Source organism: Mesorhizobium sp. WSM4884, from assembly GCF_029625675.1.
GTDB lineage: Bacteria > Pseudomonadota > Alphaproteobacteria > Rhizobiales > Rhizobiaceae > Mesorhizobium.
This window is the reverse complement of sequence record NZ_JARTVO010000004.1, coordinates 295,431-319,354: the sequence shown is the minus strand read 5'-3', so window position 1 is coordinate 319,354 and position 23,924 is coordinate 295,431. Positions and strand designations below refer to the sequence as shown.

27 protein-coding genes are annotated in these 23,924 nt (G+C 63.9%); 9 read left to right on the top strand and 18 right to left on the bottom strand.

All coding sequences use genetic code 11. The features are described from left to right. Positions 1 to 115: 115 nt before the first annotated feature. A complete protein-coding gene (locus P9236_RS08960) occupies positions 116 to 946 on the bottom strand; it encodes a cell envelope integrity EipB family protein (RefSeq protein WP_278074240.1) in 831 nt (276 codons plus the stop codon). 138 nt (positions 947 to 1,084) lie between these two features. On the opposite strand from P9236_RS08960, the gene P9236_RS08955 reads away from it, so the two are divergent. From P9236_RS08955 to P9236_RS08945, 3 genes are all read left to right on the top strand, one after another. Beyond that, positions 1,085 to 1,549 (top strand): RidA family protein, encoded by a 465-nt coding sequence (locus P9236_RS08955; protein WP_071099140.1) that lies wholly within the window; start codon positions 1,085 to 1,087, stop codon positions 1,547 to 1,549. Positions 1,550 to 1,560: 11 nt separating this feature from the next. Continuing rightward, positions 1,561 to 2,289 carry a glycerophosphodiester phosphodiesterase gene (locus P9236_RS08950; protein ID WP_278074239.1) on the top strand — a complete coding sequence of 243 codons (729 nt, stop codon included), beginning with the start codon at positions 1,561 to 1,563 and terminating at the stop codon, positions 2,287 to 2,289. A 187-nt stretch (positions 2,290 to 2,476) separates the two neighbouring features. Continuing rightward, positions 2,477 to 3,691, top strand: coding sequence for a GNAT family N-acetyltransferase (locus P9236_RS08945; protein ID WP_278074238.1), 1,215 nt, complete (start codon positions 2,477 to 2,479; stop codon positions 3,689 to 3,691). 20 nt (positions 3,692 to 3,711) lie between these two features. Here the strand turns inward: P9236_RS08945 and P9236_RS08940 are convergent, their stop codons facing one another. Beyond that, positions 3,712 to 3,876 (bottom strand): cytochrome oxidase subunit III, encoded by a 165-nt coding sequence (locus tag P9236_RS08940; protein ID WP_278074237.1) that lies wholly within the window; start codon positions 3,874 to 3,876, stop codon positions 3,712 to 3,714. A 64-nt stretch (positions 3,877 to 3,940) separates the two neighbouring features. Between P9236_RS08940 and P9236_RS08935 the strand changes: the two genes are divergently transcribed. Beyond that, a complete protein-coding gene (locus P9236_RS08935) occupies positions 3,941 to 4,369 on the top strand; it encodes an HIT family protein (protein ID WP_278074343.1) in 429 nt (142 codons plus the stop codon). A gap of 13 nt (positions 4,370 to 4,382) precedes the next feature. On the opposite strand, the gene P9236_RS08930 is transcribed toward P9236_RS08935, so the two are convergent. From P9236_RS08930 to P9236_RS08915, 4 genes are all read right to left on the bottom strand, one after another. Next, positions 4,383 to 5,009, bottom strand: coding sequence for a chloramphenicol phosphotransferase (locus tag P9236_RS08930; RefSeq protein WP_278074236.1), 627 nt, complete (start codon positions 5,007 to 5,009; stop codon positions 4,383 to 4,385). A gap of 60 nt (positions 5,010 to 5,069) precedes the next feature. Continuing rightward, entirely contained in the window at positions 5,070 to 7,535 is a 2,466-nt protein-coding gene (gene clpA, locus P9236_RS08925) for an ATP-dependent Clp protease ATP-binding subunit ClpA (protein ID WP_278074235.1), read from the bottom strand. A 6-nt stretch (positions 7,536 to 7,541) separates the two neighbouring features. After that, positions 7,542 to 7,868, bottom strand: a complete 327-nt coding sequence (gene clpS, locus P9236_RS08920; RefSeq protein WP_041000825.1) for an ATP-dependent Clp protease adapter ClpS — start codon at positions 7,866 to 7,868, stop codon at positions 7,542 to 7,544. Positions 7,869 to 8,145: 277 nt separating this feature from the next. Further along, positions 8,146 to 8,475, bottom strand: coding sequence for a phasin family protein (locus P9236_RS08915; protein WP_040972326.1), 330 nt, complete (start codon positions 8,473 to 8,475; stop codon positions 8,146 to 8,148). Positions 8,476 to 8,760: 285 nt separating this feature from the next. Here P9236_RS08915 and P9236_RS08910 point away from each other — a divergent pair, with 285 nt between their 5' ends. Then, positions 8,761 to 10,209, top strand: a complete 1,449-nt coding sequence (locus tag P9236_RS08910; RefSeq protein WP_278074234.1) for a D-alanyl-D-alanine carboxypeptidase — start codon at positions 8,761 to 8,763, stop codon at positions 10,207 to 10,209. A gap of 42 nt (positions 10,210 to 10,251) precedes the next feature. On the opposite strand, the gene P9236_RS08905 is transcribed toward P9236_RS08910, so the two are convergent. From P9236_RS08905 to P9236_RS08890, 4 genes are all read right to left on the bottom strand, one after another. Next, on the bottom strand, positions 10,252 to 10,950 hold the full coding sequence (locus P9236_RS08905) for a molecular chaperone DnaJ (protein WP_278074233.1): 699 nt from the start codon (positions 10,948 to 10,950) through the stop codon (positions 10,252 to 10,254). Positions 10,951 to 11,069: 119 nt separating this feature from the next. Next, positions 11,070 to 11,507 (bottom strand): DUF1489 family protein, encoded by a 438-nt coding sequence (locus tag P9236_RS08900; RefSeq protein WP_278074232.1) that lies wholly within the window; start codon positions 11,505 to 11,507, stop codon positions 11,070 to 11,072. A gap of 73 nt (positions 11,508 to 11,580) precedes the next feature. Continuing rightward, positions 11,581 to 11,919, bottom strand: a complete 339-nt coding sequence (locus P9236_RS08895; protein WP_278074231.1) for a type II toxin-antitoxin system HicB family antitoxin — start codon at positions 11,917 to 11,919, stop codon at positions 11,581 to 11,583. A gap of 36 nt (positions 11,920 to 11,955) precedes the next feature. Continuing rightward, entirely contained in the window at positions 11,956 to 13,359 is a 1,404-nt protein-coding gene (locus P9236_RS08890; RefSeq protein WP_278074230.1) for an L-serine ammonia-lyase, read from the bottom strand. A gap of 175 nt (positions 13,360 to 13,534) precedes the next feature. Between P9236_RS08890 and P9236_RS08885 the strand changes: the two genes are divergently transcribed. Further along, positions 13,535 to 14,278 carry a DUF599 domain-containing protein gene (locus P9236_RS08885; RefSeq protein WP_278074229.1) on the top strand — a complete coding sequence of 248 codons (744 nt, stop codon included), beginning with the start codon at positions 13,535 to 13,537 and terminating at the stop codon, positions 14,276 to 14,278. On the opposite strand, the gene P9236_RS08880 is transcribed toward P9236_RS08885, so the two are convergent. The 5 genes from P9236_RS08880 to P9236_RS08860 all read right to left on the bottom strand — a co-directional run bounded on the left by P9236_RS08880 (position 14,227) and on the right by P9236_RS08860 (position 18,212). Then, positions 14,227 to 15,024 (bottom strand): YdcF family protein, encoded by a 798-nt coding sequence (locus P9236_RS08880; protein ID WP_278074228.1) that lies wholly within the window; start codon positions 15,022 to 15,024, stop codon positions 14,227 to 14,229. The genes P9236_RS08885 and P9236_RS08880 overlap by 52 nt on opposite strands. A gap of 30 nt (positions 15,025 to 15,054) precedes the next feature. Next, positions 15,055 to 16,620: an amidase family protein gene (locus P9236_RS08875; protein ID WP_278074227.1), complete on the bottom strand. Its 1,566-nt coding sequence runs from the start codon at positions 16,618 to 16,620 to the stop codon at positions 15,055 to 15,057. Continuing rightward, a complete protein-coding gene (locus tag P9236_RS08870; RefSeq protein WP_278074226.1) occupies positions 16,620 to 17,078 on the bottom strand; it encodes a GNAT family N-acetyltransferase in 459 nt (152 codons plus the stop codon). Before P9236_RS08870 ends, P9236_RS08875 begins: the two co-directional genes overlap by 1 nt. Positions 17,079 to 17,084: 6 nt before the next feature. Next, positions 17,085 to 17,372, bottom strand: a complete 288-nt coding sequence (gene gatC / locus P9236_RS08865; protein ID WP_278074225.1) for an Asp-tRNA(Asn)/Glu-tRNA(Gln) amidotransferase subunit GatC — start codon at positions 17,370 to 17,372, stop codon at positions 17,085 to 17,087. A 132-nt stretch (positions 17,373 to 17,504) separates the two neighbouring features. After that, complete coding sequence (locus tag P9236_RS08860) at positions 17,505 to 18,212, bottom strand: metal-dependent hydrolase (RefSeq protein ID WP_278074224.1); 708 nt, start codon at positions 18,210 to 18,212, stop codon at positions 17,505 to 17,507. Between the two features lie 107 nt (positions 18,213 to 18,319). On the opposite strand from P9236_RS08860, the gene ruvX reads away from it, so the two are divergent. Further along, entirely contained in the window at positions 18,320 to 18,802 is a 483-nt protein-coding gene (ruvX, locus tag P9236_RS08855) for a Holliday junction resolvase RuvX (protein WP_278074223.1), read from the top strand. Here the strand turns inward: ruvX and P9236_RS08850 are convergent. From P9236_RS08850 to P9236_RS08840, 3 genes are all read right to left on the bottom strand, one after another. After that, a complete protein-coding gene (locus P9236_RS08850; RefSeq protein WP_278074222.1) occupies positions 18,744 to 19,085 on the bottom strand; it encodes a DUF6105 family protein in 342 nt (113 codons plus the stop codon). The genes ruvX and P9236_RS08850 overlap by 59 nt on opposite strands. Then, positions 19,085 to 19,648, bottom strand: a complete 564-nt coding sequence (locus P9236_RS08845) for a hypothetical protein (RefSeq protein ID WP_278074221.1) — start codon at positions 19,646 to 19,648, stop codon at positions 19,085 to 19,087. Before P9236_RS08845 ends, P9236_RS08850 begins: the two co-directional genes overlap by 1 nt. Before the next feature lie 155 nt (positions 19,649 to 19,803). Then, on the bottom strand, positions 19,804 to 21,432 hold the full coding sequence (locus tag P9236_RS08840; RefSeq protein WP_278074220.1) for a DNA alkylation response protein: 1,629 nt from the start codon (positions 21,430 to 21,432) through the stop codon (positions 19,804 to 19,806). A 183-nt stretch (positions 21,433 to 21,615) separates the two neighbouring features. Between P9236_RS08840 and P9236_RS08835 the strand changes: the two genes are divergently transcribed. Further along, positions 21,616 to 22,596: an aspartate carbamoyltransferase catalytic subunit gene (locus P9236_RS08835; protein WP_278074219.1), complete on the top strand. Its 981-nt coding sequence runs from the start codon at positions 21,616 to 21,618 to the stop codon at positions 22,594 to 22,596. Continuing rightward, a complete protein-coding gene (locus P9236_RS08830; RefSeq protein WP_278074218.1) occupies positions 22,593 to 23,879 on the top strand; it encodes a dihydroorotase in 1,287 nt (428 codons plus the stop codon). The genes P9236_RS08835 and P9236_RS08830 overlap by 4 nt, the downstream gene beginning before the upstream one ends. Positions 23,880 to 23,924 lie beyond the last annotated feature (45 nt).

The window sequence follows — 23,924 nt, the reverse complement described above, 5'->3', positions numbered from 1 at the left end:
AACACGTCGATCCTGCCCAAGCCTTCTCCCCCAACTGCCGTCAGGAAAGCTGGGACTGGATTACGGCGCCTTCAAGTCGGGCCGTTCGGCAGCCTTGTTCGTGGTTAACCCGCGGCTATTTCGAAGCCGGGCAGGGCTTGGTCTGATCGAACAGCGACAGGTTGACCAGTTTGCCGGTCATCGAGAAGTCGCCATAGTCCATGACGAGATCGCGCGTGATGCCGTTCTCATGCAGCTTGAAACTGATCCGGTACTCCGGCACTTCCTCGCCGCTTTTGTCGGTGTCGTCGAAATAGGCGATGTCGACAGGCCAGTATTTGTCGGTGGCGAGCTTGGCGAGCGCCGGCGCTTCCGGGTCCGACTTGTCGGCGTCGGTCTTCTTGCCGACGACGACCGTGGTCGTCATCACCTTGTTGGCGTCCTCGGAGCCGTCGAACAGATTGGTCTGGTAGAAGTTCTCGCCCTTTTCGGCCTTGCCGATCAGCTCGACGAGATGCTGGGTGGGGAACTGCGTGGCGGCGAGTTCGAGCGTGTTCTTCTCGGGCTTGTCGATGTCAACCTTTAGGCCCTTCGGCTCCCTTGTCGCCATGCCTTTGACCTCCTTGTCGAGGTTCTGGTCGACGAAGGACTTCGTCACAAAGGAGAAGGTCTTGCCTTCGGCGTCCTCGAACGTCGTCGTCTGCTGGTCGGTCAGCCTGGTGTTGTCGCTGGTCACGATCTGGGTGACGAAACGGAACTTCACCGTATAGCCCTCGCAAGGAGAGCCGTTGAACTCATACACCATGCGGCCGGAAATGCCGGTGATGCCCGAGCGGTCGGACGCCTTGTTGAGGGTAAGGTCGTAGACGGCGCGGTGCGCCTGCAGCGCGGGCACGGCAAAGGCCGGAGCCATCGGGATGACCGTCGACAGCAAGGCGGCGGAAAGGAAAAGGCGCGTCACGCGCATGAAGTGCTCCGATCGTCGCGACCGATGGCAGGCCGCAGGGAAAGATGGTCCAGCTTAAAAAAAGTCATGGCGGAAGCGAGGCAAAAATAGCAATTTCGGCCCAGCCAACGCGGCGCCTTCCAGCAATAGGGAAAACCAATGAGCGAAACAATCGAAAAGCGGCTAAGCGATCTCGGCGTCACTCTTCCGGCCGCCGCGGCCCCCGCCGCAAACTACGTGCCCTACTGCCGTACCGGCAACACGCTCTTCACCGCCGGCCAGCTTCCGCTGAAGGACGGCAAGCTGCAGGCCAGCGGGCTGCTTGGCCGCGACATCGATACCGCCGCGGGCAAGGAAGGCGCGAAATTCTGCGCCATCAACATCCTGGCGCAGGCCAAGGCAGCACTCGGCGACCTCGAGAAAATCCGCCGGCTGGTCAAGATCACCGTCTTCGTCGCGTCGGCGCCGGATTTCGTCGAGCAGCATCTGGTCGCCAACGGCGCGTCCGATTTCCTGGTCGCAGTCCTCGGCGAACGCGGCAAGCATGCCCGCTCCGCCGTCGGCACCGCTTCGCTGCCACTCAATGCCGCGGTGGAAATCGAAGCGATTTTCGAAGTCGAGTGAACGAGTCTGACATGACCGATCTTTCCTGGCTCATTGCCCGCCCCGTCGCGCATCGCGGCTTCCACGACATGAACAAGACGCGCTGGGAGAACACGCTTTCGGCCTTCGCGGCGGCGGCTGAGCGCGGCTATGCGATCGAATGCGACGTGCATATCTCGTCTGACGGCGTTCCCGTCATCATCCACGACGGCGACCTGAAGCGCCTGACCGGCGAGGACGGCTTCGTCTGGCAGCGCACCGCGGCCGAGCTCACCACGCTCAAGGTGGGCGGCACGAAGGATCATGTGCCGACGTTGCAGGAGGCGCTCGACCTGATCGACGGTCGGGTACCGCTTGTGGTCGAGCTGAAAGGTGTTCCCGGCCACGACAAGGGATTGGTGGCGAGTGTCGGCAGACTGCTCAAGCGCTACAAGGGCAAGGTGGCGATCATGTCGTTCGATCATTGGCTGATCCGCGACTTCGCCAAGGACGCGCCGGACATTCCCGGCGGGCTGACCGCTTACGGCAAGGACAACCAGCTGATCGAGGCGCATTTCGCCATGCTGGCGCACAGCCTCGCCTTTACGTCCTACGCCGCCGGCGACCTGCCCAACCCGTTCGTCAGCTTCGTGCGCGAAAAGCTCAAGATGCCCGTCATCACCTGGACCGTGCACGACCAGCCGGCGGTCGACCTCACCTTCAAATATGCCGACCAGATGACCTTCGAGGGGTTTGAACCTGATCTCGTCAAGGTCGCCTAGAGCCGGATGATTTCAGGTCGAACGACCTGAAATCTGATCCGCTCAAACAAACTAAAGAGAGAGCATGATGTCGTCCGAACCGAAGGTCAGCGAAGCAAAAAACCGTTTCGTGCTTTTCGGCATCGTGCTCTGAGGCGGTGCCTGAAACGTGACTTGTAGCGGTCCGGATGACGCTTAAATAAGCCCCATGGATCAGGGTGACGACGACGATGGACGGACGGCGAACGCGGACTATGCGGTCCGCGTAGCGGCGGGCATAGGCGCGTTCACCTGCGAGGAATGGAATGGCTTCGCCGGAACCACCCGCGGCGACAAAGAAAACGGTTACAACCCACTCGTTTCATTCGCCTTTCTGAGCGCACTCGAGGACTCCGGCTGCGCCGTGCGGCGCACCGGCTGGCAAGGCCATCACCTCAGGCTCGAGACGGCGCAAGGCAAGCTGCTCGGCGCTGTGCCCTGCTATCTCAAGTCGCACAGCCAGGGCGAATATGTCTTCGACCATGGCTGGTCGGATGCGTTCGAGCGCGCCGGCGGACGCTATTATCCCAAGCTGCAATGCTCGGTGCCGTTCACGCCGGTCACAGGCCCTCGCCTGCTGGTTAGCAAAGGCGAGGACGAAGGCGCGGTGAAGGCCGGCCTCGCCGCCGGCTTGAAACTGGTGACCGACAAGCTTGGCGTGTCTTCCGCGCATGTCACCTTCGCGGCCGAGCCCGACATCGCGAGGCTGGAAGCGGCGGGCTTCCTGCACCGGACCGACCAGCAGTTCCATTTCTTCAACGAAGGCTTTTCGAGCTATGACGACTTCCTCGCCACGCTTGCCTCACGCAAGCGCAAGGCGATGAAGAAGGAGCGTCGCGAGGCGGTGGCGGACGGCATCTCGATCGACTGGCTGACCGGCAAGGACATCACCGAACGCGCTTGGGACGATTTCTTCGCCTTCTACATGGATACCGGTGGCAGGAAATGGGGCCGGCCCTATCTCAACCGCCAGTTCTTCTCGCTGATCGGCGAGCGCATGGCCGACGACATCCTTCTGGTGATGGCCAAGCGCAACGGCCGCTATATCGCCGGCGCCATCAACTTCATCGGCTCGGACGCGCTCTACGGCCGCAACTGGGGCTGCATCGAGGATCACCCCTTCCTGCATTTTGAGGTCTGCTACCACCAGGCGATCGACTTCGCGATCGAGCGTAAGCTGAAGGTGGTGGAGGCTGGCGCGCAAGGCGAGCACAAGCTGGCGCGCGGCTATCAGCCGGTGACCATGCATTCGGCGCACTACATTGCGCATCCTGGCCTGCGCAACGCGGTCGCCGACTATCTACGCCGCGAGCGGCGCGAAGTGGAGCGGATGGGCGAGTATCTCGAAGAGCACACGCCGTTCCGCAAGGATCTCAAGGAATAGCTCCGCGCGCTACGCCCCGGTCATTGCGGCTTTCTGGCCGCGATCGGGACGAGGAACGAAAAGCAGGCGACCAGGAAGAACACGCCGCCTGCGAGCGCCAGCAGATCGCCCGCGCGCCATGCCGCAGCGATGAAGAACAGCGCCGACACGATGAACAAAAGCCAGCCGGCAACGATCCACTTCATGGCTGCTCCATCTTGACGCTACCCTGTCCGGCGACAAACATCGCCGATCATCAAATAGCGAGGCATCATGACCGTCTACGACACGAACAACATTTTCGCAAAAATACTGCGCGGCGAAATCCCCTCGCATCGCATCTATGAGGACGATGCGGTCGTTGCCTTCATGGACGTGATGCCGCAAGGGGTCGGCCACACGCTGGTGGTGCCGAAGGCTCCGTCACGCAACATCCTCGACGCCGATCCGGCGACGTTCGGGCCGCTGTTTGCCGTAGTGCAGAAAGTGGCGGTGGCTGTGAAAAAGGCCTTCAACGCCGACGGCGTCACCGTGATGCAGTTCAACGAGCCGGCTTCGGGGCAGACCGTCTACCACCTCCATGTCCACGTCATTCCGCGCTTCGATGGCGTGCCATTGAAGCCGCATTCCGGGCAGATGGAGAAGCCGGAGGTGCTGGCTGAGAACGCCGGCAAGATCCGGGCGGCGCTCGCAGACTGACGAAAGCCCAGGCTCAGCCGGCCCGCAATTGCGCCAGCGTCGGGAAGGCGGTGGGCTCCGGTCCGTCGACGAGCCGCTGCCGGATGGTGTCCGCGCACTCAGCCGGGCTCAGCCGCGACGTATCGACTTCCAGGTCGTAGATGCCGGGCTTATGCACCTCTTCCTGCCACAGGCGCACGGGCCGCGGTAACGGATCCTCGTCCGAACTGGTCACATATGTTCCATCAGCCGAACTGGCGGCGCGCCGTTGCAGGATCACTTCGATCGGGCAGCGGACGCCGACGAACAGCGCCGGCAGGCCGGCCAGACGCCTGGCGCAATCGGGAAGGATGTCGAGCGGCCTCGAATAGGCGTCGTGGTGACCGACATCGCTGACGACATTCAGCCCAAGCCGGCTGTGTGCCGCGATTGAGTCGTAAAGACCGGCATAGAGGGACGGCATGACGGCCTCGAGGTCGGGGCGCTCGCCGCCGGGGCGCAGGCCGATACCGGGACGCAGTCGCGGCGGCGTAACCCGAACGTAGGCGTCGACGCCAAGATTGATCCAAACGCCATCGAAGATTTCCTGAATGACGGCGGCGACGCTCGACTTTCCTGAGCGCGGCGGACCGTTGAGAATGATGATTTGTCCAGCAGCCAATGCTGACCCCTCTGACGAAAAAAGCCCCGTTGCCGGGGCTTTTTTTGATTTCCGGGCCGATCAGCCCTTGCGGGGAAGTTGCGGGACAAGGCTGCGCTTGCCGCCGTCCTTGCCCTTCGGGTCCGGCTTCTGCGCCGCCGCCTTCTTGGCTGCCGGCTTTCTCGCCGCCGCTTTCCTCGGCTTCGGCGCGTCCTCGGGCTCTTCCTTCTTCGGCTTCACCGGCGCTTCGTCGGCGAGCGACTCGAGCTTCAGGCCGGTCTCGCCGGTCTCCTTCTTCTCGACGGTGACGCGCACCGTGCCGCCCTTCTTCAGCTTGCCGAACAGCACTTCGTCCGCCAGCGGCTTCTTGATGTGCTCCTGGATGACGCGGCCGAGCGGGCGCGCGCCCATGCGTTCGTCATAGCCCTTGTCGGCCAGCCAGGCGATCGCTTCGGGCGACAGGTCGAAGGTGACGCCACGCTCGGAAAGCTGGGCCTCCAACTGCATGACGAACTTCTGCACCACCTGATGAATGACCGGCACCGGCAGCGAACCGAACGGAATGATCGCGTCGAGCCGGTTGCGGAACTCCGGCGTGAACAGCCGGTTGATCGCCTCGACGTCGTCGCCCTCGCGCTTCGTCGAGCCGAAGCCGATCGCCGCGCGCTGAGCGTCCGACGCGCCCGCATTGGTCGTCATGATCAGGATGACGTTGCGGAAGTCGATCTGCTTGCCGTTGTGGTCGGTCAGCTTGCCGTGATCCATCACCTGCAACAGGATGTTGAACAGGTCCGGATGCGCCTTCTCGACCTCGTCGAGCAACAGCACGCAATGCGGATGCTGGTCGACGCCGTCGGTCAGAAGACCGCCCTGGTCGAAGCCGACATAGCCGGGAGGTGCACCGATCAGCCGCGAGACGGTGTGGCGTTCCATATATTCCGACATGTCGAAGCGGATGAGCTCGACGCCGAGCGAGGCCGCAAGCTGCTTGGCGACTTCGGTCTTGCCGACGCCGGTCGGACCCGAGAACAGGTAGGAGCCGATCGGCTTCTCCGGCTCGCGCAGGCCGGCGCGCGCCAGCTTGATCGCCGAAGTCAGCGCGGTGATCGCGGTGTCCTGGCCGTAGACGACGCGCTTCAGCTCGACATCGAGACCCTGCAGCACCTTCTCGTCGTCGGCCGAAACCGTCTTCGGCGGAATGCGAGCCATGGTGGCGATCGTCGCCTCGATTTCCTTGATGCCGATCGTCTTCTTGCGCTTGGCCTCAGGCACCAGCATCTGCGAGGCGCCGGTCTCGTCGATCACGTCGATCGCCTTGTCCGGCAGCTTGCGGTCGTTGATGTAGCGGGCCGAGAGCTCGACCGAGGCCTTGATCGCCTCGCTCGTGTAGCGGACCTTATGGAACTCCTCGAAATAAGGCTTGAGGCCCTTCATGATCTCGATGGCGTCCTCGATGGTCGGCTCGTTAACGTCGATCTTCTGGAAGCGCCGCACCAAGGCGCGGTCCTTTTCGAAGAACTGGCGGAACTCCTTGTAGGTGGTCGAGCCGATGCAGCGGATGGCGCCGGACGACAGCGCTGGCTTCAACAGGTTCGATGCATCCATGGCGCCGCCCGACGTGGCCCCTGCCCCGATCACGGTGTGGATCTCGTCGATGAACAGCACTGCGCCGGGATAGTCCTCGAGCTCCTTGACGACCTGCTTCAGCCGCTCCTCGAAGTCGCCGCGATAGCGGGTGCCGGCCAGGAGAGTGCCCATGTCGAGCGCGAAGATGGTGGCGTCCTGCAGCACCTCGGGCACGTCGCCTTCGACGATACGTTTGGCGAGGCCTTCGGCGATGGCCGTCTTGCCGACGCCGGGGTCACCGACATAGAGCGGGTTGTTCTTGGAGCGGCGGCACAGCACCTGGATGGTGCGGTTGATCTCGCTCTCGCGGCCGATCAGCGGATCGATCTTGCCGGCCTTGGCCTTGTTGTTGAGGTTGATGCAGTAGGCCGTCAGCGCGTCCTGCGGCTTCTTCTTGCCGCCGTCCTCCTGCGGCTCGGCGCCGTTCTGGCCGCCCTGCTCGTCCTCGGCGCCGCGCGGCGTGCGCGACTCCGAAGCGCCGGGGCGCTTGGCGATGCCGTGCGAGATGTAGTTGACCGCATCGTAGCGGGTCATCTGCTGTTCCTGCAGGAAATAGGCGGCATGGCTCTCGCGCTCGGCGAAGATGGCGACGAGCACGTTGGCGCCGGACACTTCCTCGCGGCCGGATGACTGCACGTGGATAACGGCGCGCTGGATGACGCGCTGGAACCCGGCGGTCGGCTTGGAATCCTCGTCGTAACCGGTGACGAGGTTGTCGAGCTCGGTGTCGATATAGGTGAGAACGGTATGCTTGAGCTCGTCGAGATCGACGTTGCAGGCGCGCATGACGGCGGCCGCCTCGGTGTCGTCGATCAGCGCGAGCAGCAGGTGTTCGAGCGTTGCATACTCATGGTGTCGTTCGTTGGCGAATGTCAGCGCCTGATGTAGCGCCTTTTCCAGGCCTTGGGAGAAAGCCGGCATGTTACCTCACTTCTTCTCCATCACGCATTGCAGCGGATGCTGATTCTGTCGGGCGAAATCCATGACCTGAGACACTTTGGTCTCGGCCACCTCGAATGTGTAGACCCCGCACTCGCCCACTCCATGATTATGAACATGCAGCATGATGCGTGTGGCGGCCTCGCGGTCCTTCTGGAAAAAACGCTCCAGGACGTGGACCACGAACTCCATCGGAGTGTAGTCGTCGTTGAGGATGAGGACCCTGTAGAGGCTGGGCTTCTTGGTCTTGGTTTTGGTGCGCGTGATGACCGCTGTGCCGCGACCGGGATCGTTGCGGTCGCCGTCACCTTGCATTCGCACCACGTCTGCCGTGGCAGTCAAACCGATCGTCACGTAGTCCTGCCTTTTCGAATCCTCGTGCGAGTTCAACATGTAGGTCTTCGATGGCCGATTTTAAGCCCTTCTGTTTAGCTGACAATATGGCTAGGTGGGCAAACTTCAGCGATTTTCTCAATCGTGAATGCGGCAGGGCTCGGGCGGTTGCAGCCGCGCATGAAAAAACCCGGCCGCGCTTCCGCGACCGGGTCCTTCCTGCGGGCCCGCAGGCCGTGTCAGATGTGATCCGACGAAATTACTTCGCCTTGGCGACGACCGATTCGAACGGCTTATAGGCTTCCTTGGCGAGCTCGGCATAAAGATTGCCGATCTTGCTGGCCTCGGCCACGAAGCTCTCGTAGCTCTGCTTGGCGTAGTCGGTCTGGATCTCGATAGCCTTCTCGATCGACTTGGCCGAGAACAGCTTCTCGAAGGCGGCGCTGCCGGCCTCGAAGCTCTTCTTCGTGTATTCGCCGGCTTCGGTGGCGATCGCCTGCGCACCCTTGGTGAGCGAGGCAAAGCTCTTCAGCCCGGTGTCGGCAAACTCCTTGCCGTATTTCGTGAAGTCCTCATAGGTCTGGGTCATTTCACACTTCCCTTGGTTGAAACGCCCTTTAGCCCCGGGCGCCCTTGTGCAATGCATCGAATGTATTGTGCGCTGCACAAAAAGTCAAGATTCCCTTGAGCCGCAAGGGTCAGAGAGGCGGCAACGGCTAAAATTCGAATAAACAGAGGCTCAAATCGCCGGAAAATGGTGAACGCCGCGGTTACCATAAACGGATTGGTAACGCTGCCCGCGATAGCTTGGCCGGAAGCGGGGCAGGCACTCCCTCAGCCGCCTCCGGGGCAACGAAAATTCAGGGTAGTAGCGGTGCGTCAGGCGTTGTCGGGCTTCGTCTCGAAATCTTCATTCTCCTTCAAGGCAATCATGGTCGCCGCGCTCGCGGTGACGATTGTCGCCGCCGATGTCGCATCGGCTCTCGCCGCGAAATCCGCGGCCATCGTCGTCGACGCCAAGACCGGCAGGGTGCTCTATTCCGCCGACGCCAACGGGCGGCGCTATCCCGCTTCGCTCACCAAGATGATGACGCTCTACCTCACCTTCGAGGCATTGGCGAAAGGCAGGATCAGCAAGAACACGCCAGTGCCGTACTCGGCCCATGCGGCGGCAGAGCCGCCGACCAAGCTCGGCGTGCGCGCCGGCGGTTCGGTTCCGGTCGAGACCGCGATCCTGTCGATGGTGACGAAGTCGGCGAACGACTCGGCGACCGCTCTCGGCGAGTTGCTGGGCGGCAGCGAAGACAATTTCGCCCGCATGATGACGGCCAAGGCGCGCCAGCTCGGCATGAATGGCACCGTCTTCCGCAACGCCAACGGCCTGCCCGATCCCGGTCAGTTCACCACGGCGCACGACATGGCCATGCTCGGCATTGCGCTCCGCGAGCACTTCCCGCAATATTATGGATATTTCTCTCAGCGCTCGTTCCTTTACGGCCGCCAGCGCATCAACGGCCACAATCGCCTGCTCGGCCGCATCAAGGGCGTCGACGGGATCAAGACCGGCTACACGCGCGCTTCGGGCTACAACCTGGTTTCCTCCGTCGCCGATGGCGATCGCCGCCTCGTCGCCGTGGTGATGGGCGGCGCTTCCGGCCGCAGCCGCGACAACCAGATGGCCTCGCTGATCAACACCTACCTGCCGCGCGCCTCGACCCGCGGCGGCGGCAATCTGATCGCCAAGGCCGGCGACAATCCGATCAAGGCCCTGGTAAAGGTCCTTCTGCCGAAACATGACGCGCCGACCCCGGATGAAAAACCGGCCGTCGACGACACCGAAGTCGCGTCGGCCGACGACAATGCGGCTGACGACAGCACCCCGATCGCCGAGCAGACCAAGCCGGTGATCCAGGTCAGGAAGGTGAAGACGGTTGCCGTGGCCGCCATGGCTCAGGCCCCTGCGCCTCAGGAAACCGCGTCGCAGACCGAGACCGCATCCCAGGCCGTTGCCGCCTACGCCGAGCCGGCTCCGGCCCCCGCGCCGTCCGTCGATCCGGTCAAGACCTCGTCAGTGCCGTCGGGATGGGTGGTGCAGGTCGCCTCCTCGCCCACGCAGTCCGGGGCCAAGGCCCTGCTCGACAAGACGAGCAAGCAGGCGCCGAAGGTTCTTGCAGACGCTGAGGGCTTCACGGTCGCGTTCGACAAGGACGGCGTCACCTACTACCGCGCCCGTTTCGGCGGATTCGGGTCGAAGGACGCCGCCTGGAAGGCCTGCGATGCCCTGAAGCGAAAGAAAATCTCGTGCTACGCCGTCCAGCAATAGGCGGCTTTTGAACCTCCCGGGAAAGTTCCGCGTCGAAGGAGACTAGTCGTGATTGGAGAGCAAGACGTCCTTGGCTTCATTGATCCGCGCCGCCAGGACAGACGTGCCGCCGACATCGGCGTTCAGGCGCTGCATCAGGCGGCGATGCGCCTTGCGGATATCCGCCGCGGCAGCCCCCGCTTCAAGACCAAGGATCTTGTAGGCCTCCTCCTTAGTCATGGCGCCCGCACCTGGCGCAACACCCAGCCCTTCGCCACTGTCCGGCTGCGTGTCCTTGCGCCAGATGGGAAAACGGCCGTCAAGATATGTCTCTAAGAGCTGGCGGCTCTCCGGATCGGGCCGCAGCTCGGCATGAAGTTGCTGCAGGTCCGCAATTCCCATCGCGCCAAGCATCTTACCTTCATAGTGGCCGGCGAGAACCAGGCCCTCGAGCCTGCCGCTGTCGTGGTCGAGATCCATTTCGAGAGCTGCGGTGCGCACGGTCGAGCGTTTGGCCGCCACAGGTTTGGCGAGCGGCCGCTTCGATCGCATCCATGCATACCAGCCGACCGCCGCAATCAGGAGTAGCCCGCCGATGCCGCTGCGGCCGACCACGAGCATCGCGGTGCCGATCAGCCCCAACAGCGCAGGTCCAAGTGTTCTGAGATTGTCTGCCATCGTGGCGGCATCGGCGCGCACGAAGAAAATGGCGGCGCCGAAAAGCACCAGCAGCAGTGCCGCCAACGCGAGAATCACGCCCATCGGTTTGCATCGTCCGGATGATTGCGTCTCTAATCAGGATGGGGCGCAGTCGCCATGCTTGCAAGTCCCACATTGGACGAGCAGCGAGGCCAGCCGCCAAGTGACAGTGCGGTGCTGGGTTAGAGCAGGCCGAGCTCTGCAAGCTCCATGCGCAGTTTCGGCGGCATCTCGGCCAGTGCGGCCTTGCCCTTGCCGAGATCGGCCGGAGCGTCGGAAGGCTTGAGATAGCGCCAGCCCTGGAAGGCGCGGCGCGGCTGCCAGTCGGTGCGCACCACTTCGGGATCGAGGACCAGATGGCAGCGGCCGATGCCATCGCCATCAACGAAAGGCCGGATCTCAGTGATCAACTGCCGGCACTGTACGTTGCCCTTGATCACCCAGTAGAGCGACCCACCGTCAGTGATCTCCTCGCCCCGCGTCGGCACCATGCGCGTCGTGTGCCAGTGCTCGGCCGGCTCGCCGGCGCGGCGCCGCTCGTCGATACGGAAGGCGATCCACTCTTCCAGATCCTCGACGCTGTCGCAGCCGACACAGAGCTTGACGAGATTGAGAGACATGCCGGCAATCTAGCGACTGCCACCAAGGCGTTCAACGCCGAGCGACGTTATGCACAGGCCGCAGTCTATGCGATCATGAGGCCAGAGCGGCCGTTTCGATCGCTTGGGCAACCCACTCGTTGAGGCTTTTGTTCTCCGATGCGGCAGCGACAACGGCGGCTTCGTGAGTGGCCGGATCAAGCCGGACGTTGAAGCGGCCAGAAAATTCTCGAAAAGGCTTGATGCCTTTCTCGCGGCACATATCGAGGAAAACTTTCAACGACGCTGCGCCCTCCGCATAGAGTTGTTCGACATTCGCAGCGTAAAAATCGGCGTCGCCGGCCAGACCCAGGAATTCGCCCCTCAGCATTCCAAGCTCCGGGTCGAAGAATACCGATGCCTTGTGGCCGTCGATCTCAATGATGTTTTTCATGGTCTCACTCGATGGCTCTCCAGCCATTTTCCGTCCTCAGCACTCGACGACGTTGACCGCCAGCCCGCCGAGGCTGGTTTCCTTGTATTTCTCGTTCATGTCGAGGCCGGTCTGGCGCATGGTTTCGATCGCCGCGTCGAGCGGCACGAAATGCGTGCCGTCGCCCTTGATGGCGAGCGAGGCCGCGGTGACCGCCTTCACCGCGCCGAGGGCATTGCGCTCGATGCACGGCACCTGCACGAGGCCGCCGACCGGATCGCAGGTCATGCCGAGATGATGTTCGAGCGCGATCTCGGCGGCGTTCTCGACCTGCTCTGGCGTGCCGCCCATGACGGCGCAAAGGCCGGCGGCCGCCATTGCCGAAGCAGAGCCTACCTCGCCCTGGCAGCCGACCTCGGCGCCGGAAATCGACGCATTGGACTTGATGATGCCGCCGACGGCGGCCGCCGTCAGCAGGAAGTCGCGGATGCTAGGCTGATCGGCTTCGGGATGGAAATGCAGCCAGTAGCGTAAGACCGCCGGCAGCGTGCCGGCAGCACCGTTGGTCGGCGCGGTCACCACGCGTCCGCCGGCAGCGTTCTCCTCGTTGACAGCCATGGCATAGATCGACAGCCAGTCATTGGCGAGCAAGGGGTTGGGCCGGTTTTGCTGCCACTGCTCCTGCAGCTTATCGTGCAGCTGGCGCGCGCGGCGGCGCACCTTCAATCCGCCCGGCATGACGCCGTCCTGCGACAGGCCGCGATCGATGCAGCCCTTCATGGCGCTCCAGATCGCGTCGAGGCCGGCGTCGAGCTCATCGCGCGACATGTGCTTTTCCTCATTGGCGCGCTTCATCTCGGCGATCGAAAGCCCGCTCTTGGCGGCCATCGTCAGCATCTCGACGGCGTTTTTGAACGGATACGGCACTTTCTTGCCTTCCGTCGTCACCGAGCCCTTGGCCTTCATGCGCTGCAATTCTTCCTCGGAGACGACGAAGCCGCCGCCGATCGAATAATAGATGCGCTTGAGCAGGAGCCGGTCGGAGGCGTCGTAGGCGTAAAAGGCCATGCCGTTGGCGTGGCCGGTCAGCGGCGTCTTGCGGTCGAGCACAAGGTCCTTGGCCGGGTCGAAGCGATAGGACGGATGTCCAGGCGGCGAAATCCGCTTGTCCGCTCCGATGCCGGTAACGATACCATCAGCCTCGTCCGGATCGACCGTCTGAGGCGTCTCGCCGGCAAGGCCGAGGATGACGGCGCGGTCGGAGCCATGGCCGATTCCCGTGTAAGCGAGCGAGCCGTGCAGGCTGGCGCCGATGCGATCGGCCTTGACGCCCGCGGGGCGCGGCCAGTCGTCGGCGAGGATCTCGTCCAGGAAGCGGCGCGCGGCCGTCATCGGCCCCATCGTGTGCGAGCTCGATGGACCGATGCCGATCTTGAACAGGTCGAAAACCGAAAGGAACACGCGCCGTTGTCTCCTGGGGCCGCTTGAAAACTACATATAGGAATTCCTGCGATGTTTCCGCTGTTTTGCGTGCCGCGTCGCCGCGTCTGCCGACCTTGTCTGCTCCGGCAGCGACATCCTCCGACGCTTGCCTCCGCCCGTCGAAGTGCCCGCCGGGCTTGTGGTAGAAGAATGCATGGGCGATTCCATTCATCTTTCCGCCGCCGATGTGGCGGCGCTGACTTTCTTCCTGGTCGTCTGGGTGCTGCACACGCTGGCCTCGGACGGCAAGCTGATCAGCCGCGTGTCGCTGACGACCGCGATGAACGCCCAACGCGAGGCCTGGATGCGCAACATGGCCGAGCGCGAGGTGCGCATCGTCGACACCGCGATCATGAACGGCCTGCAGCAAGGCACCGCCTTCTTTGCTTCGAGCTCGCTGATCGCGCTTGGCGGCTGCTTCGCCCTGCTCGGCGCATCCGACCGCGTGCTCCAGGTGCTGGCCGACCTGCCGTTCGGCGCGGCTTCGTCGCGCGAGGCCTTCCAGACCAAGGTGTTCGGCCTGGTGCTGATCCTTGCCTTCGCCTTCTTCAAGTTCGGCTGGGCCTACCGGCTTTTCAACTACTGCTCGATCCTCATCGGCGCCGTGCCGATCCCGCATGGCGAGGCCTCGCGCAATCCCGTCAGCGAGACGGCGGTGTGGCGCGCGACACGCATGAACGTGCTTGCCGGCAAGCACTTCAATTCCGGCCTGCGCGCCGTCTTCTTCTCGATCGGCTATCTCGGCTGGTTCGTCGACCCGGTGGTGTTCGTGCTGTCGACGCTGGTGCTGCTTGCGGTGCTGGTGCGGCGCCAGTTCTTCTCGGCCGCGAGGCAAGCCGTGCTCGGTCAGCCGCCCGGCGCCGGGAAAGGCCGGTCGATGCGGCCCGACAGCCAATAGGCGAAGAGCCCGATCCATTCGCGAATTGCCATCGTGGTCGCCTGCAGCGCGTCGGCCGGATTGTCGCGATAGAGACCGATGCCTTCACGGCCTGAGGTGCGGTAGTCAACCGGCCAGGGAATGGTTGGAAAACCTGCCTTGTCGAAGAGAGCCTCGGCGCGGGGCATGTGGAAGGCGGACGTTACCAGCAGCCATGTCTCGCCCGGCTTCGGGTCGACCAGCCTGCGGGTGAAGACCGCATTCTCATAGGTGTTGCGCGACTTGTTCTCGAGAACCAGGCGATCGGGCGCGACACCCAACGCGCCGAGCAGGCGCGGTGCGGTATCGGCATCACCCTCGCCGTCGAGGAAAAGCTCGCCATTGCCGCCCGAGACGACCACTTTCGCTTGCGGAAAGCGGCGGGCGAGGATCGCGGTCTCGACCATGCGGTCGCCGCCGCTGTTCAGCTCGTAACCGCCGCGCGCGAGGTTGATGGCGCCCTCGAAGCCGCCGCCGAGCACGACGATGCCGTCGACTCTGGCCGGCAGCGGCGGCTTGGGGAAGCGCTCTTCCAATGGATTGAGCATCATCGCGCCCAGCGAGGTCCAGGCCGAAAGGGCGAGGATCAGGAAGGCGAGCACGCTGCCGGTGGCAGCCAGCCGACGGCGGCCGAAGAGCGCCGCCAACAAACCTGCAAGCAGCAGGAAGATCGCCAGGTTCAGCGGCTGGATGAAGAACCAGAGGATCTTGGAAAGATAGTAGAACATCCCTCACCCCGTTTCAGATGAGGGACAACGTTACCACCACTTGTCCGGCTGAAACCTGCCCGCCGCCTGTTCGATGACATGTGCAGTCTGGAACAGCGTTTCCTCGTCGAACGGCCGGCCGATGAGCTGCAGGCCGAGCGGCAGGCCCTTGCCGTCCAGGCCGGCCGGCACCGAGATGCCGGGCAGCCCAGCCATGTTCACCGTCACCGTGAAGATGTCGTTGAGGTACATCTTGACCGGGTCGGCATTCATGTCCTCATCGGCGACGCCAAAGGCGGCCGACGGTGTCGCCGGCGTCAGGATGACGTCGACGCCGGCGGCAAAGACGGTCTCGAAATCGCGCTTGATCAGCGTGCGCACCTTCTGCGCCTGCAGGTAGTAGGCGTCGTAATAGCCGGCCGACAACACATAGGTGCCGATCATGATGCGGCGCTTGACTTCGCGGCCGAAGCCGGCGGCGCGCGTCTTCTCATACATGTCGACAATGTCCTTGCCGGGCACGCGCAACCCGTAGCGCACGCCGTCATAGCGGGCGAGGTTGGAAGAGGCCTCGGCCGGCGCCACGATGTAATAGGCCGGCAGCGCATATTTGGTGTGCGGCAGCGAGATGTCGACGATCTCGGCGCCGGCGTCCTTCAGCCAGGCAATACCTTTCTGCCAGAGTGCCTCGATATCCTCCGGCATGCCGTCGACGCGGTACTCCTTCGGGATGCCGACCTTCATGCCCTTGATCGGCTTGCCGATCACCGCTTCGTAATCCGGCACCGGCCGGTCGACCGACGTCGTGTCCTTCGGATCGGAAGAAGCCATCGACTTCAATAGGATCGCGGCGTCGCGCACGTCGCGGGCGATCGGCCCGGCCTGGTCGAGCGACGAAGCGAAGGCGACCACGCCCCAGCGCGAGCAGCGGCCATAGGTCGGCTTGATGCCGACGGTGCCGGTGAAGGCGGCGGGCTGGCGGATCGAGCCGCCGGTGTCGGTCGCGGTGGCGCCGGCGCAGAGGAAGGCGGCGACGGCCGAGGCCGATCCGCCGGAGGAGCCACCCGGAACCAGCTGGGCGTTGTCCAGAGTGCGCTGGGTCTTCGCGCCTCCGGCCGAGACGAAGCCGCCGTCGCCCTGATGCGTCGTCGGCATCACCACCGTGTCGAGGCGCGACCGCCGCCACGGGTTGATCACCGGGCCATAATAGGAGGTCTCGTTGGACGAGCCCATGGCGAACTCGTCCATGTTGAGCTTGCCGAGCATGACGGCGCCGTCGGCCCAGAGATTGGCCGTGACGGTCGATTCATAGCGCGGTTTGAAGCCGTCCAGCACATGGCTGCAGGCCTGGGTGTGGACGCCTTCGGTGGCGAACAGGTCCTTGATGCCGAGCGGAATGCCTTCGAGCGCCCCGCCCTCGCCCTGGGCCAGTTTGGCGTCGGATGCCTTGGCCATGTCGCGCGCCTTGTCGGCGGTTATCGCGATATAGGCATTGAGCAGTGGATTGGCGCGGTCGATCGCCGAAAGATAGGCTTCCGTGATCTCGGTAGCCGAAATCTCCTTGCCGCGCAGCTTGGCGCGGGCCTCGGAAATGGTGAGATGTGTGAGGTCGCTCATCAGGCAAGGCTCTTTTCGTAAAACACCGACCACTTGGAGTCGGGATAATCCAGCACCGGGCCGCAACGCGAAAAACCGGCACGTTCATAGACGGTCCAGGCGGCAGGATGGCGGTCACCGGTCTCGAGAACCAGTCGCTTCAGCCCTTCCTGCCGTGCCATCACCTCGACCCGTTGGACGATTTGCGCGCCGATCTTCTGGCCGCGATGCGAGGGCCGCGTATACATGCGTTTGACCTCGCCGGTCGCATCGCCGTGGCGCTTCAGCGCGCCGCAGGCGACGGCAAGGCCGCCGTCGCGGGCGATGAACACGGTCGTATCTTCGCCGGCCATCTGCTCGACGCTCAGGTGGTAGCAATGTTCCGGCGGCGTCAGTTCGAGCAACGTCGCATTGAGCTCCGCCACCAGCGCGCGCACATCGTCCTGCAAGGGCGTCTCGACGGCGATCTCGATGGCCATCGTGGCCTACTCCACGACCTTGGGAACGAGGAAGAAATTCTCGTCCGTGGCCGGCGCGTTGGCGACGACGTCGGCCGCCTTGCTGCCGTCGGTCACGACGTCCTGACGCTTCTTCATTTCCATCGGCGTGACCGAGGTCATCGGCTTGACGCCGGAGACATCGACCTCGTTCAGCTGCTCGACGAAGCCGAGGATGGCGTTAAGTTCGCCGGTCATGCGTTCGGCATCCTCCTCGCTCACCGCAATGCGGGCAAGGTGCGCGACGCGCTTAACGGTCTGAAGATCAACGGACATGTTTTGTTGCCTCGGGAAAACCAGTGCGGGCTATAGCGGCGCGACGCTTGCGGCGCAACATCGATCATGCCGGGCAGACCGGCATCCGGATGCTTCGGGCGCCGCCAAAGGCAACGCAACAGGGCGAAGCGTCTAGATCGTGGTCGCTTTGCCTTTCTCCGGCAGCGCCACCTTGACGCCGGATCCTTCCATGCCGGCCACGAATTTGTCGGCGGTCTGGTCGATGATCGGGAACGTGCCGAAATGGCAGGGGACGACCGTCTCGAAGCTGAAAAAGCGGCGGCAGGCAAGGGCCGCCACTGCGCCGCCCATGGTGAAGCGGTCGCCTATGGGCACGATGCCGATCTTCGGTTCATGCAGTTCGTTGATCAGTCCCATGTCGGAGAAGATGTCGGTGTCGCCCATGTGGTAAAGCGTCTTGTCCTCCGGGAAATGCAGCACCAGCCCGCCCGGGTTGCCGAGATAGGTGTTGGTGCCGCCCTGGCCGCCGAAGGAGGACGAGTGCAGCGCCTGGACGAAGGTGGTGGTGAAGGGACCGCAATCGACCGTGCCGCCGATATTGCCGGGGTTGATTTTCTTGTCGCTGACGCCCTGGCCGACGAGATACATGCAGATCTCGAAATTGGCGACCAGCATCGCGCCACTCTTGTTCAGCACTTCGATCGCGCCGCTGACATGGTCGTTGTGGCCATGGGTCAAGAGAACATGCGTCACCCCTTCCGCCGGTCCCTCCCAGCCGCCCGTCCAGGACGGGTTGCCGACCAGATACGGGTCGATGAGGATGTTGGCGTCCTTGGTCTCGATGCGAAATGCCGAATGGCCGTACCAGGTCAGCTTCATGAATGGATTCCTCGATTTTCTTGTTATCAAAGGATAGAACGCCGATGGCAAATTGAAAGTCCTGCGGCCTATCAAAAAGCCGCGCGACGGAAGACCGGGGCGAGCCGTTGAGCATCATCAGCATAGAGGAATTGCCGGGACGGCTCGCAGGCGGCCGCACGCTCGCAGGCCTCGATCTGGGCGACAAGACGATCGGCGTGGCTGTGTCGGACCGCGGCCTGTCCTTTGCCCATCCGCGCCCCGTCATCCTGCGCAAGAAGTTTTCGATCGATGCCGCCCAGTTGCTGGCCCAGCTCGAGAAGGACAATGTCGGCGCGGTCGTGCTCGGCCTTCCCGTCAACATGGACGGATCGGAAGGCCCGCGCGCGCAAAAGTCCCGCGCTTTCGCGCGCAACATGGCGCCCCTGTCGGACCTGCCCTTTGTGCTATGGGACGAACGGCTTTCGACGGTCGCCGCGGAACGGACGCTGATCGAGATGGATTTCTCGCGCAGGAAACGCGCCGGCAAGATCGATTCGGCCGCGGCGGCCTTTATTCTGCAGGGAGCGTTGGACCGGCTTCAGTCGCTCCACCGAGCCGCTCGGGACTGACCGCGCCCTCGCGGCGCTGCCTGATCCATGCGGCGATCTGGTGCCGGCGGCGGAATGCCACCAATCCGAGGAGCAGGAAACTGTCGAAGACGCAGGCCCGCGCGACCATGCCCGGGATGATCGCCGGATCGATGCCCAGCATCTGGCCGTAGAGTTGGAAGACCAGGTCATGCAATTGGCGGCTGAGCATCACGTAGCCGAAATTGATGTCGTTGAGCGATAGGAAGAACCAGCCCCAGAACAGGACCAGCGGAGCCGCCCAGAATGCGAACAGCGCGCGCATCAGCGGCGATCTCCGGGCCTGGTTTCCTGTCGTGCGGAGAGGCGGGAAAGCAGAGAGCTGTGCGCGGCGCCAGCTGCCATGCGATGGGCAGCCAGGCGGGCATCGCTGTCATGCGAGGCCATGGCGGCTGCAAGCGTCGAGCGTCGCTCCGCGAGCACCGCGACATAGGAGGCAAGCAGCGCCGTCATCTGGATGGCGACCACCATGAACAGGCCGTTGATCCCTTGCGCGGCGCCGCCGACGAGGATGATCGAAAGCAGGAAAGAGGCGCCGATGAAGGCGATCCGCACCACCGCATCGCCGGTATCCGGCCTCGCCGTAATGTTGAGCAGCGTCTCGACGAAAGCCCAGCAGAACAGCAGCGCGACGATCAGCAGCGCGATCGAAAGCGGCGCCACGATGACGGCGTGTTCGAGCCCCGGGAAACGGCTGCTTTGCACAGACACGCCAAGCACGCCGAGCGCCGACGCGATGCCGCGGTCGCCATCCATGCAGATGTAGGCCAGCAGGGCGAAAACGAGCGCCCAGTGCAATGCCAGAAATGATGTCAAGACGTGCCGCATGCGCTTCCTGCCTGGCGGAGCACGGGATGTTCATGGTTAACACTTCCCTACTCCGGTGGACAGAGTGGGCTTTGCAAAGGCTCCCGGCAATGGAAACCATTCGTTAAGGTTAATGGCTATCCACAGCCCGGGATGGGACCGCGTTTCGGGCTTGTTCAGGTCAGCGGCGGATAGAGCGTGTCGATGATCATGCGCGCGTCATGGCGCGAGTCGAGCATGCCGTATGTGGTGCGCCACTGGCCGCCGAGCCTTGTTTCGACGAAGGCGTCGGCGATCCGCCCTGCCCCGAGCCGGCGCAGCTCTGCCGCCGCCGCCGACAGCGCGAGCTGCTCGGTGAGCAGGCGCGCCGAGCCCTGGTCGGTCGAAGCCACCTGCATTGCCGCCTTGAGCACACCTATGGTGCCGCGGCCGCCTGCGCCGAGATCGCGATCGATGCCGGCCAGCACCTCCTCGAACAGGCCGGGCGCGCGCCCGAGCACGCGCAGCACGTCGAGCGCCATGACATTGCCGGACCCTTCCCAGATCGCGTTGACCGGCGCCTCGCGATAGTAGCGGGCGAGCGGCGCTTCCTCGACATAGCCGTTGCCGCCCAGGCACTCCATCGCCTCGTAAAGCAGCGCCGGCGCGATCTTGCAGACCCAGTATTTGACGACCGGCGTCATAGCGCGGGCAAAAGCCGCCTCGCCGCGATCGCTCGCGGCCTCGTCGAAGGAGCGCGCCAGCCGAAACGACAGCGCCGTGGCGGCGGCGACGTCGAGCGCCATGTCGGCCAGCACCCGCTGCATCAGCGGCTGGTCGATCAGATTGGTGCCGAACACCTGGCGATGGCGGGTGTGGTGAACGGCTTCCGCCAGCCCTGCCCGCATGACCGCAGAAGACGCGACCGCACAGTCGAGCCGGGTCAGCGTGACCATATCCATGATCGTCTTTATGCCGGCGCCCGGCTCTCCGACCATCTCGCCGATGGCGTTGACGAATTCCACTTCCGAAGAGGCGTTGGAGCGGTTGCCGAGCTTGTCCTTCAGGCGCTGGAAGCGAAAACCGTTGCCGGAACCATCGCCCAGAATGCGTGGAACGAGGAAGCAGGACAGGCCTTCCGGTGCCTGGGCAAGCGCCAGGAAGGCGTCGGACATCGGCGCCGACATGAACCATTTATGGCCGGTGAGCCGGTAGAAGCCGTTTCCCGCGCGCTCGGCCTTTGTGATGTTGGCCCGCACGTCGGTGCCGCCCTGCTTCTCGGTCATGCCCATGCCGAGCGTCAGTCCGGTCTTTTGCACCGGCGGCTTCTGACTCTGGTCGTATTTGCGCGTCGTCACGCGCGGCGCCCATTCGCGGAACAGTTTTGGGCTTGCCATCAGCGCCGCCAGCGAAGCGCTGGTCATGGTAATGGGGCAAAGATGCCCGGTCTCGAGCTCCGCGGTCAGGTAGAAGCGCGCCGCCCTCACCTGGTGGCGGCGCCCTATCTCGGCATCGCCGTTTTCCCAGACCGAGGAATGCAAGCCGCCGGCGATGGAACGACGCATCAAAGCGTGATAGGCCGGATGGAATTCGACCAGATCGATGCGCCGGCCCTGGCGGTCATGGGTCTTGAGTTTCGGCGTGTCGGTGTTGGCGAGCCGGGCAAGCTCCTGCGCCTCCTGCGTCATGACGAACCGGCCGAGAGCGTCGAGGTCCTTGCGCACCGGATCGGAAAAACGCTCGGCAAGCTGGATGAGCAACGGATCGCCCCGCCATGCATTGCCGCCCGTCAATGGCGGCGGCTGGTTGATCACCTCGTCGGTCACGCCCAATCCTTCAGTTGGCAGAGAGGTCCTTACCATCTCAAGGCCGCGGTCGCGAATCCGAAGCCACTGGGCCTTATAGCCCAAGCAATGCAAGGCGCGCGACGAAAATACCGGGGAGAACGCCCGCAATCCAAAGCTGGCGCTTGCGGCTGGCCGGGCCGCACCCTATAGCAACGCCTTGAGATGACCGACGCTTCGTCCCTGCCGCTTTTTCCTCATCGCCATCTTCTGGGCATCCGCGATCTTTCTCCCGCCGATATCGAGCTGCTGCTCGATCGCGCCGACCAGGCCGTGGCGATCTCTCGACAACCGGAAAAGAAGACCTCGACCCTGCGCGGCCGCACCCAAATCAACCTCTTCTATGAGGCCTCGACCCGCACGCAGTCGTCCTTCGAGCTCGCGGGAAAAAGGCTTGGCGCCGACGTCATGAACATGTCGGTGGCGAGTTCTTCGGTGAAGAAGGGCGAGACGCTGATCGACACGGCGATGACGCTCAACGCCATGCGGCCGGACATCCTGATCATTCGGCACCAGTCGGCGGGAGCTGCAGCGCTTCTGGCGCAAAAAGTCGGCTGCTCGGTGGTCAATGCCGGCGATGGCGCGCATGAACATCCGACGCAGGCGCTGCTCGACGCGCTGACGATCCGCCGCGCCAAGGGGCCGCTGTCGAAGCTGATCGTGGCGATCTGCGGCGACATCCTGCATTCGCGCGTCGCCCGCTCCAACATCATGCTCTTGAACGCGCTCGGCGCGCAGGTGCGGGTCGTAGCGCCCTCGACGCTGCTGCCGGCGGGCATCGACAGGATGGGCGTGATCGTGTCGCGGTCGATGGCCGAGGGCCTCAAGGACGCCGACGTGGTGATGATGCTGCGCCTGCAGCGCGAGCGCATGGAAGGCGCCTTCGTGCCCTCGACCCGCGAATATTTCCGCTATTTCGGCCTCGACGCCGAAAAGCTGAAAGCGGCCAAGGAGGATGCGCTGGTCATGCATCCCGGACCGATGAACCGAGGCGTCGAGATCGCCTCGGAAATCGCCGACGGGCCGCAGAGCGTCATCCAGGAACAGGTCGAGATGGGTGTCGCCGTGCGCATGGCGGTGATGGAAGCGCTGCTCGATCCCCGCCGCAACTATGAGAGCCGTAACCATGAGGGGCGCGGCGCATGAGCGTGACGGTCTTCAGCAAGGCGCATGTCGTCGACCCCTCGCGCGGCGTCGATGAGATCGGCACCGTCGTCGTCGATGGCCGCAAGATCGCGGCCGCTGGCAAGGCGGCGCTGAACCAGGGCGCGCCCGAGGGCGCTGTCGTCGTCGACTGCGCCGGCAAGACGATCATTCCTGGCCTTGTCGATGCGCGCGTCTTCATCGGCGAACCCGGCGGCGAGCATCGCGAGACGATTGCCTCGGCAAGTGTCGCGGCGGCCGCCGGTGGCGTCACCTCGGTCGTCATGATGCCCGACACCAACCCGGTGATCGACAATGTGGCGCTGGTCGAGTTCGTGCTGCGCACGGCAAGGGATACCGCAAGCGTCAACATCTTCCCGGCAGCGGCGATCACCAAGGGTCTCGAAGGCCGCGAGATGACCGAATTCGGCCTGTTGCGCGAAGCCGGCGCCGTCGCCTTTACCGACGGCCGCCACACGATCCCCAGCGCGTTGGTGATGCGCCGGGCGCTGACCTATGCGCGCGATTTCGGCGGCGTGATCGCGCATGAGACGCAGGACGCCGACCTCGCCTCGTCCGGCGTGATGAACGAAGGCCTCTATGCGAGCTGGCTCGGCCTTTCCGGCATTCCGCGCGAGGCAGAGCTCATCCCGCTGGAGCGCGACCTGGCTCTGGCGCGGCTGACCGGCGGCGCCTATCATGCCGCCAAGATCTCGACGGCGATGGCGGTTGGAGCCGTGCGCCGGGCAAAGGCGGACGGCGCCAATGTCACAGCCGGCGTCGCCATCCACAATCTCTCGCTCAACGAGAACGACGTCGGCGAATACCGCACCTTCTTCCGGCTGACCCCGCCATTGCGCGCCGAGGACGATCGCCTGGCGATGATCGAGGCGATCAAGGACGGCACCATCGACATCATCGTCTCCTCGCATGATCCGCAGGATGTCGACACCAAGCGCCTGCCCTTTGCCGATGCCGCCGCCGGCGCGATCGGGCTCGAGACGCTGCTTGGCGCCGCACTTCGGCTCTACCACAATGGCGACGTGCCGCTGCTGCGGCTGGTCGAGACGCTTTCGACCGCACCCGCAAACCTGTTCGGCCTGCCCGGCGGGACGCTGAAGCCGGGTGCTGCGGCCGACCTCGCGGTCCTCGATCTCGACGAGCCCTGGATCGTCAGTGAAGGCGGCCTGCGCTCGCGCTCCAAGAACACCTGCTTCGAAGGCGCGCGCCTGCAGGGCAAGGTCTTGCAAACCATGGTGGCGGGCCGCACAGTGTTTTCGGCCTAGGATGTGCTGAGGTTCAGGTGATGCCGGCCTGACCTGAACCTCAGC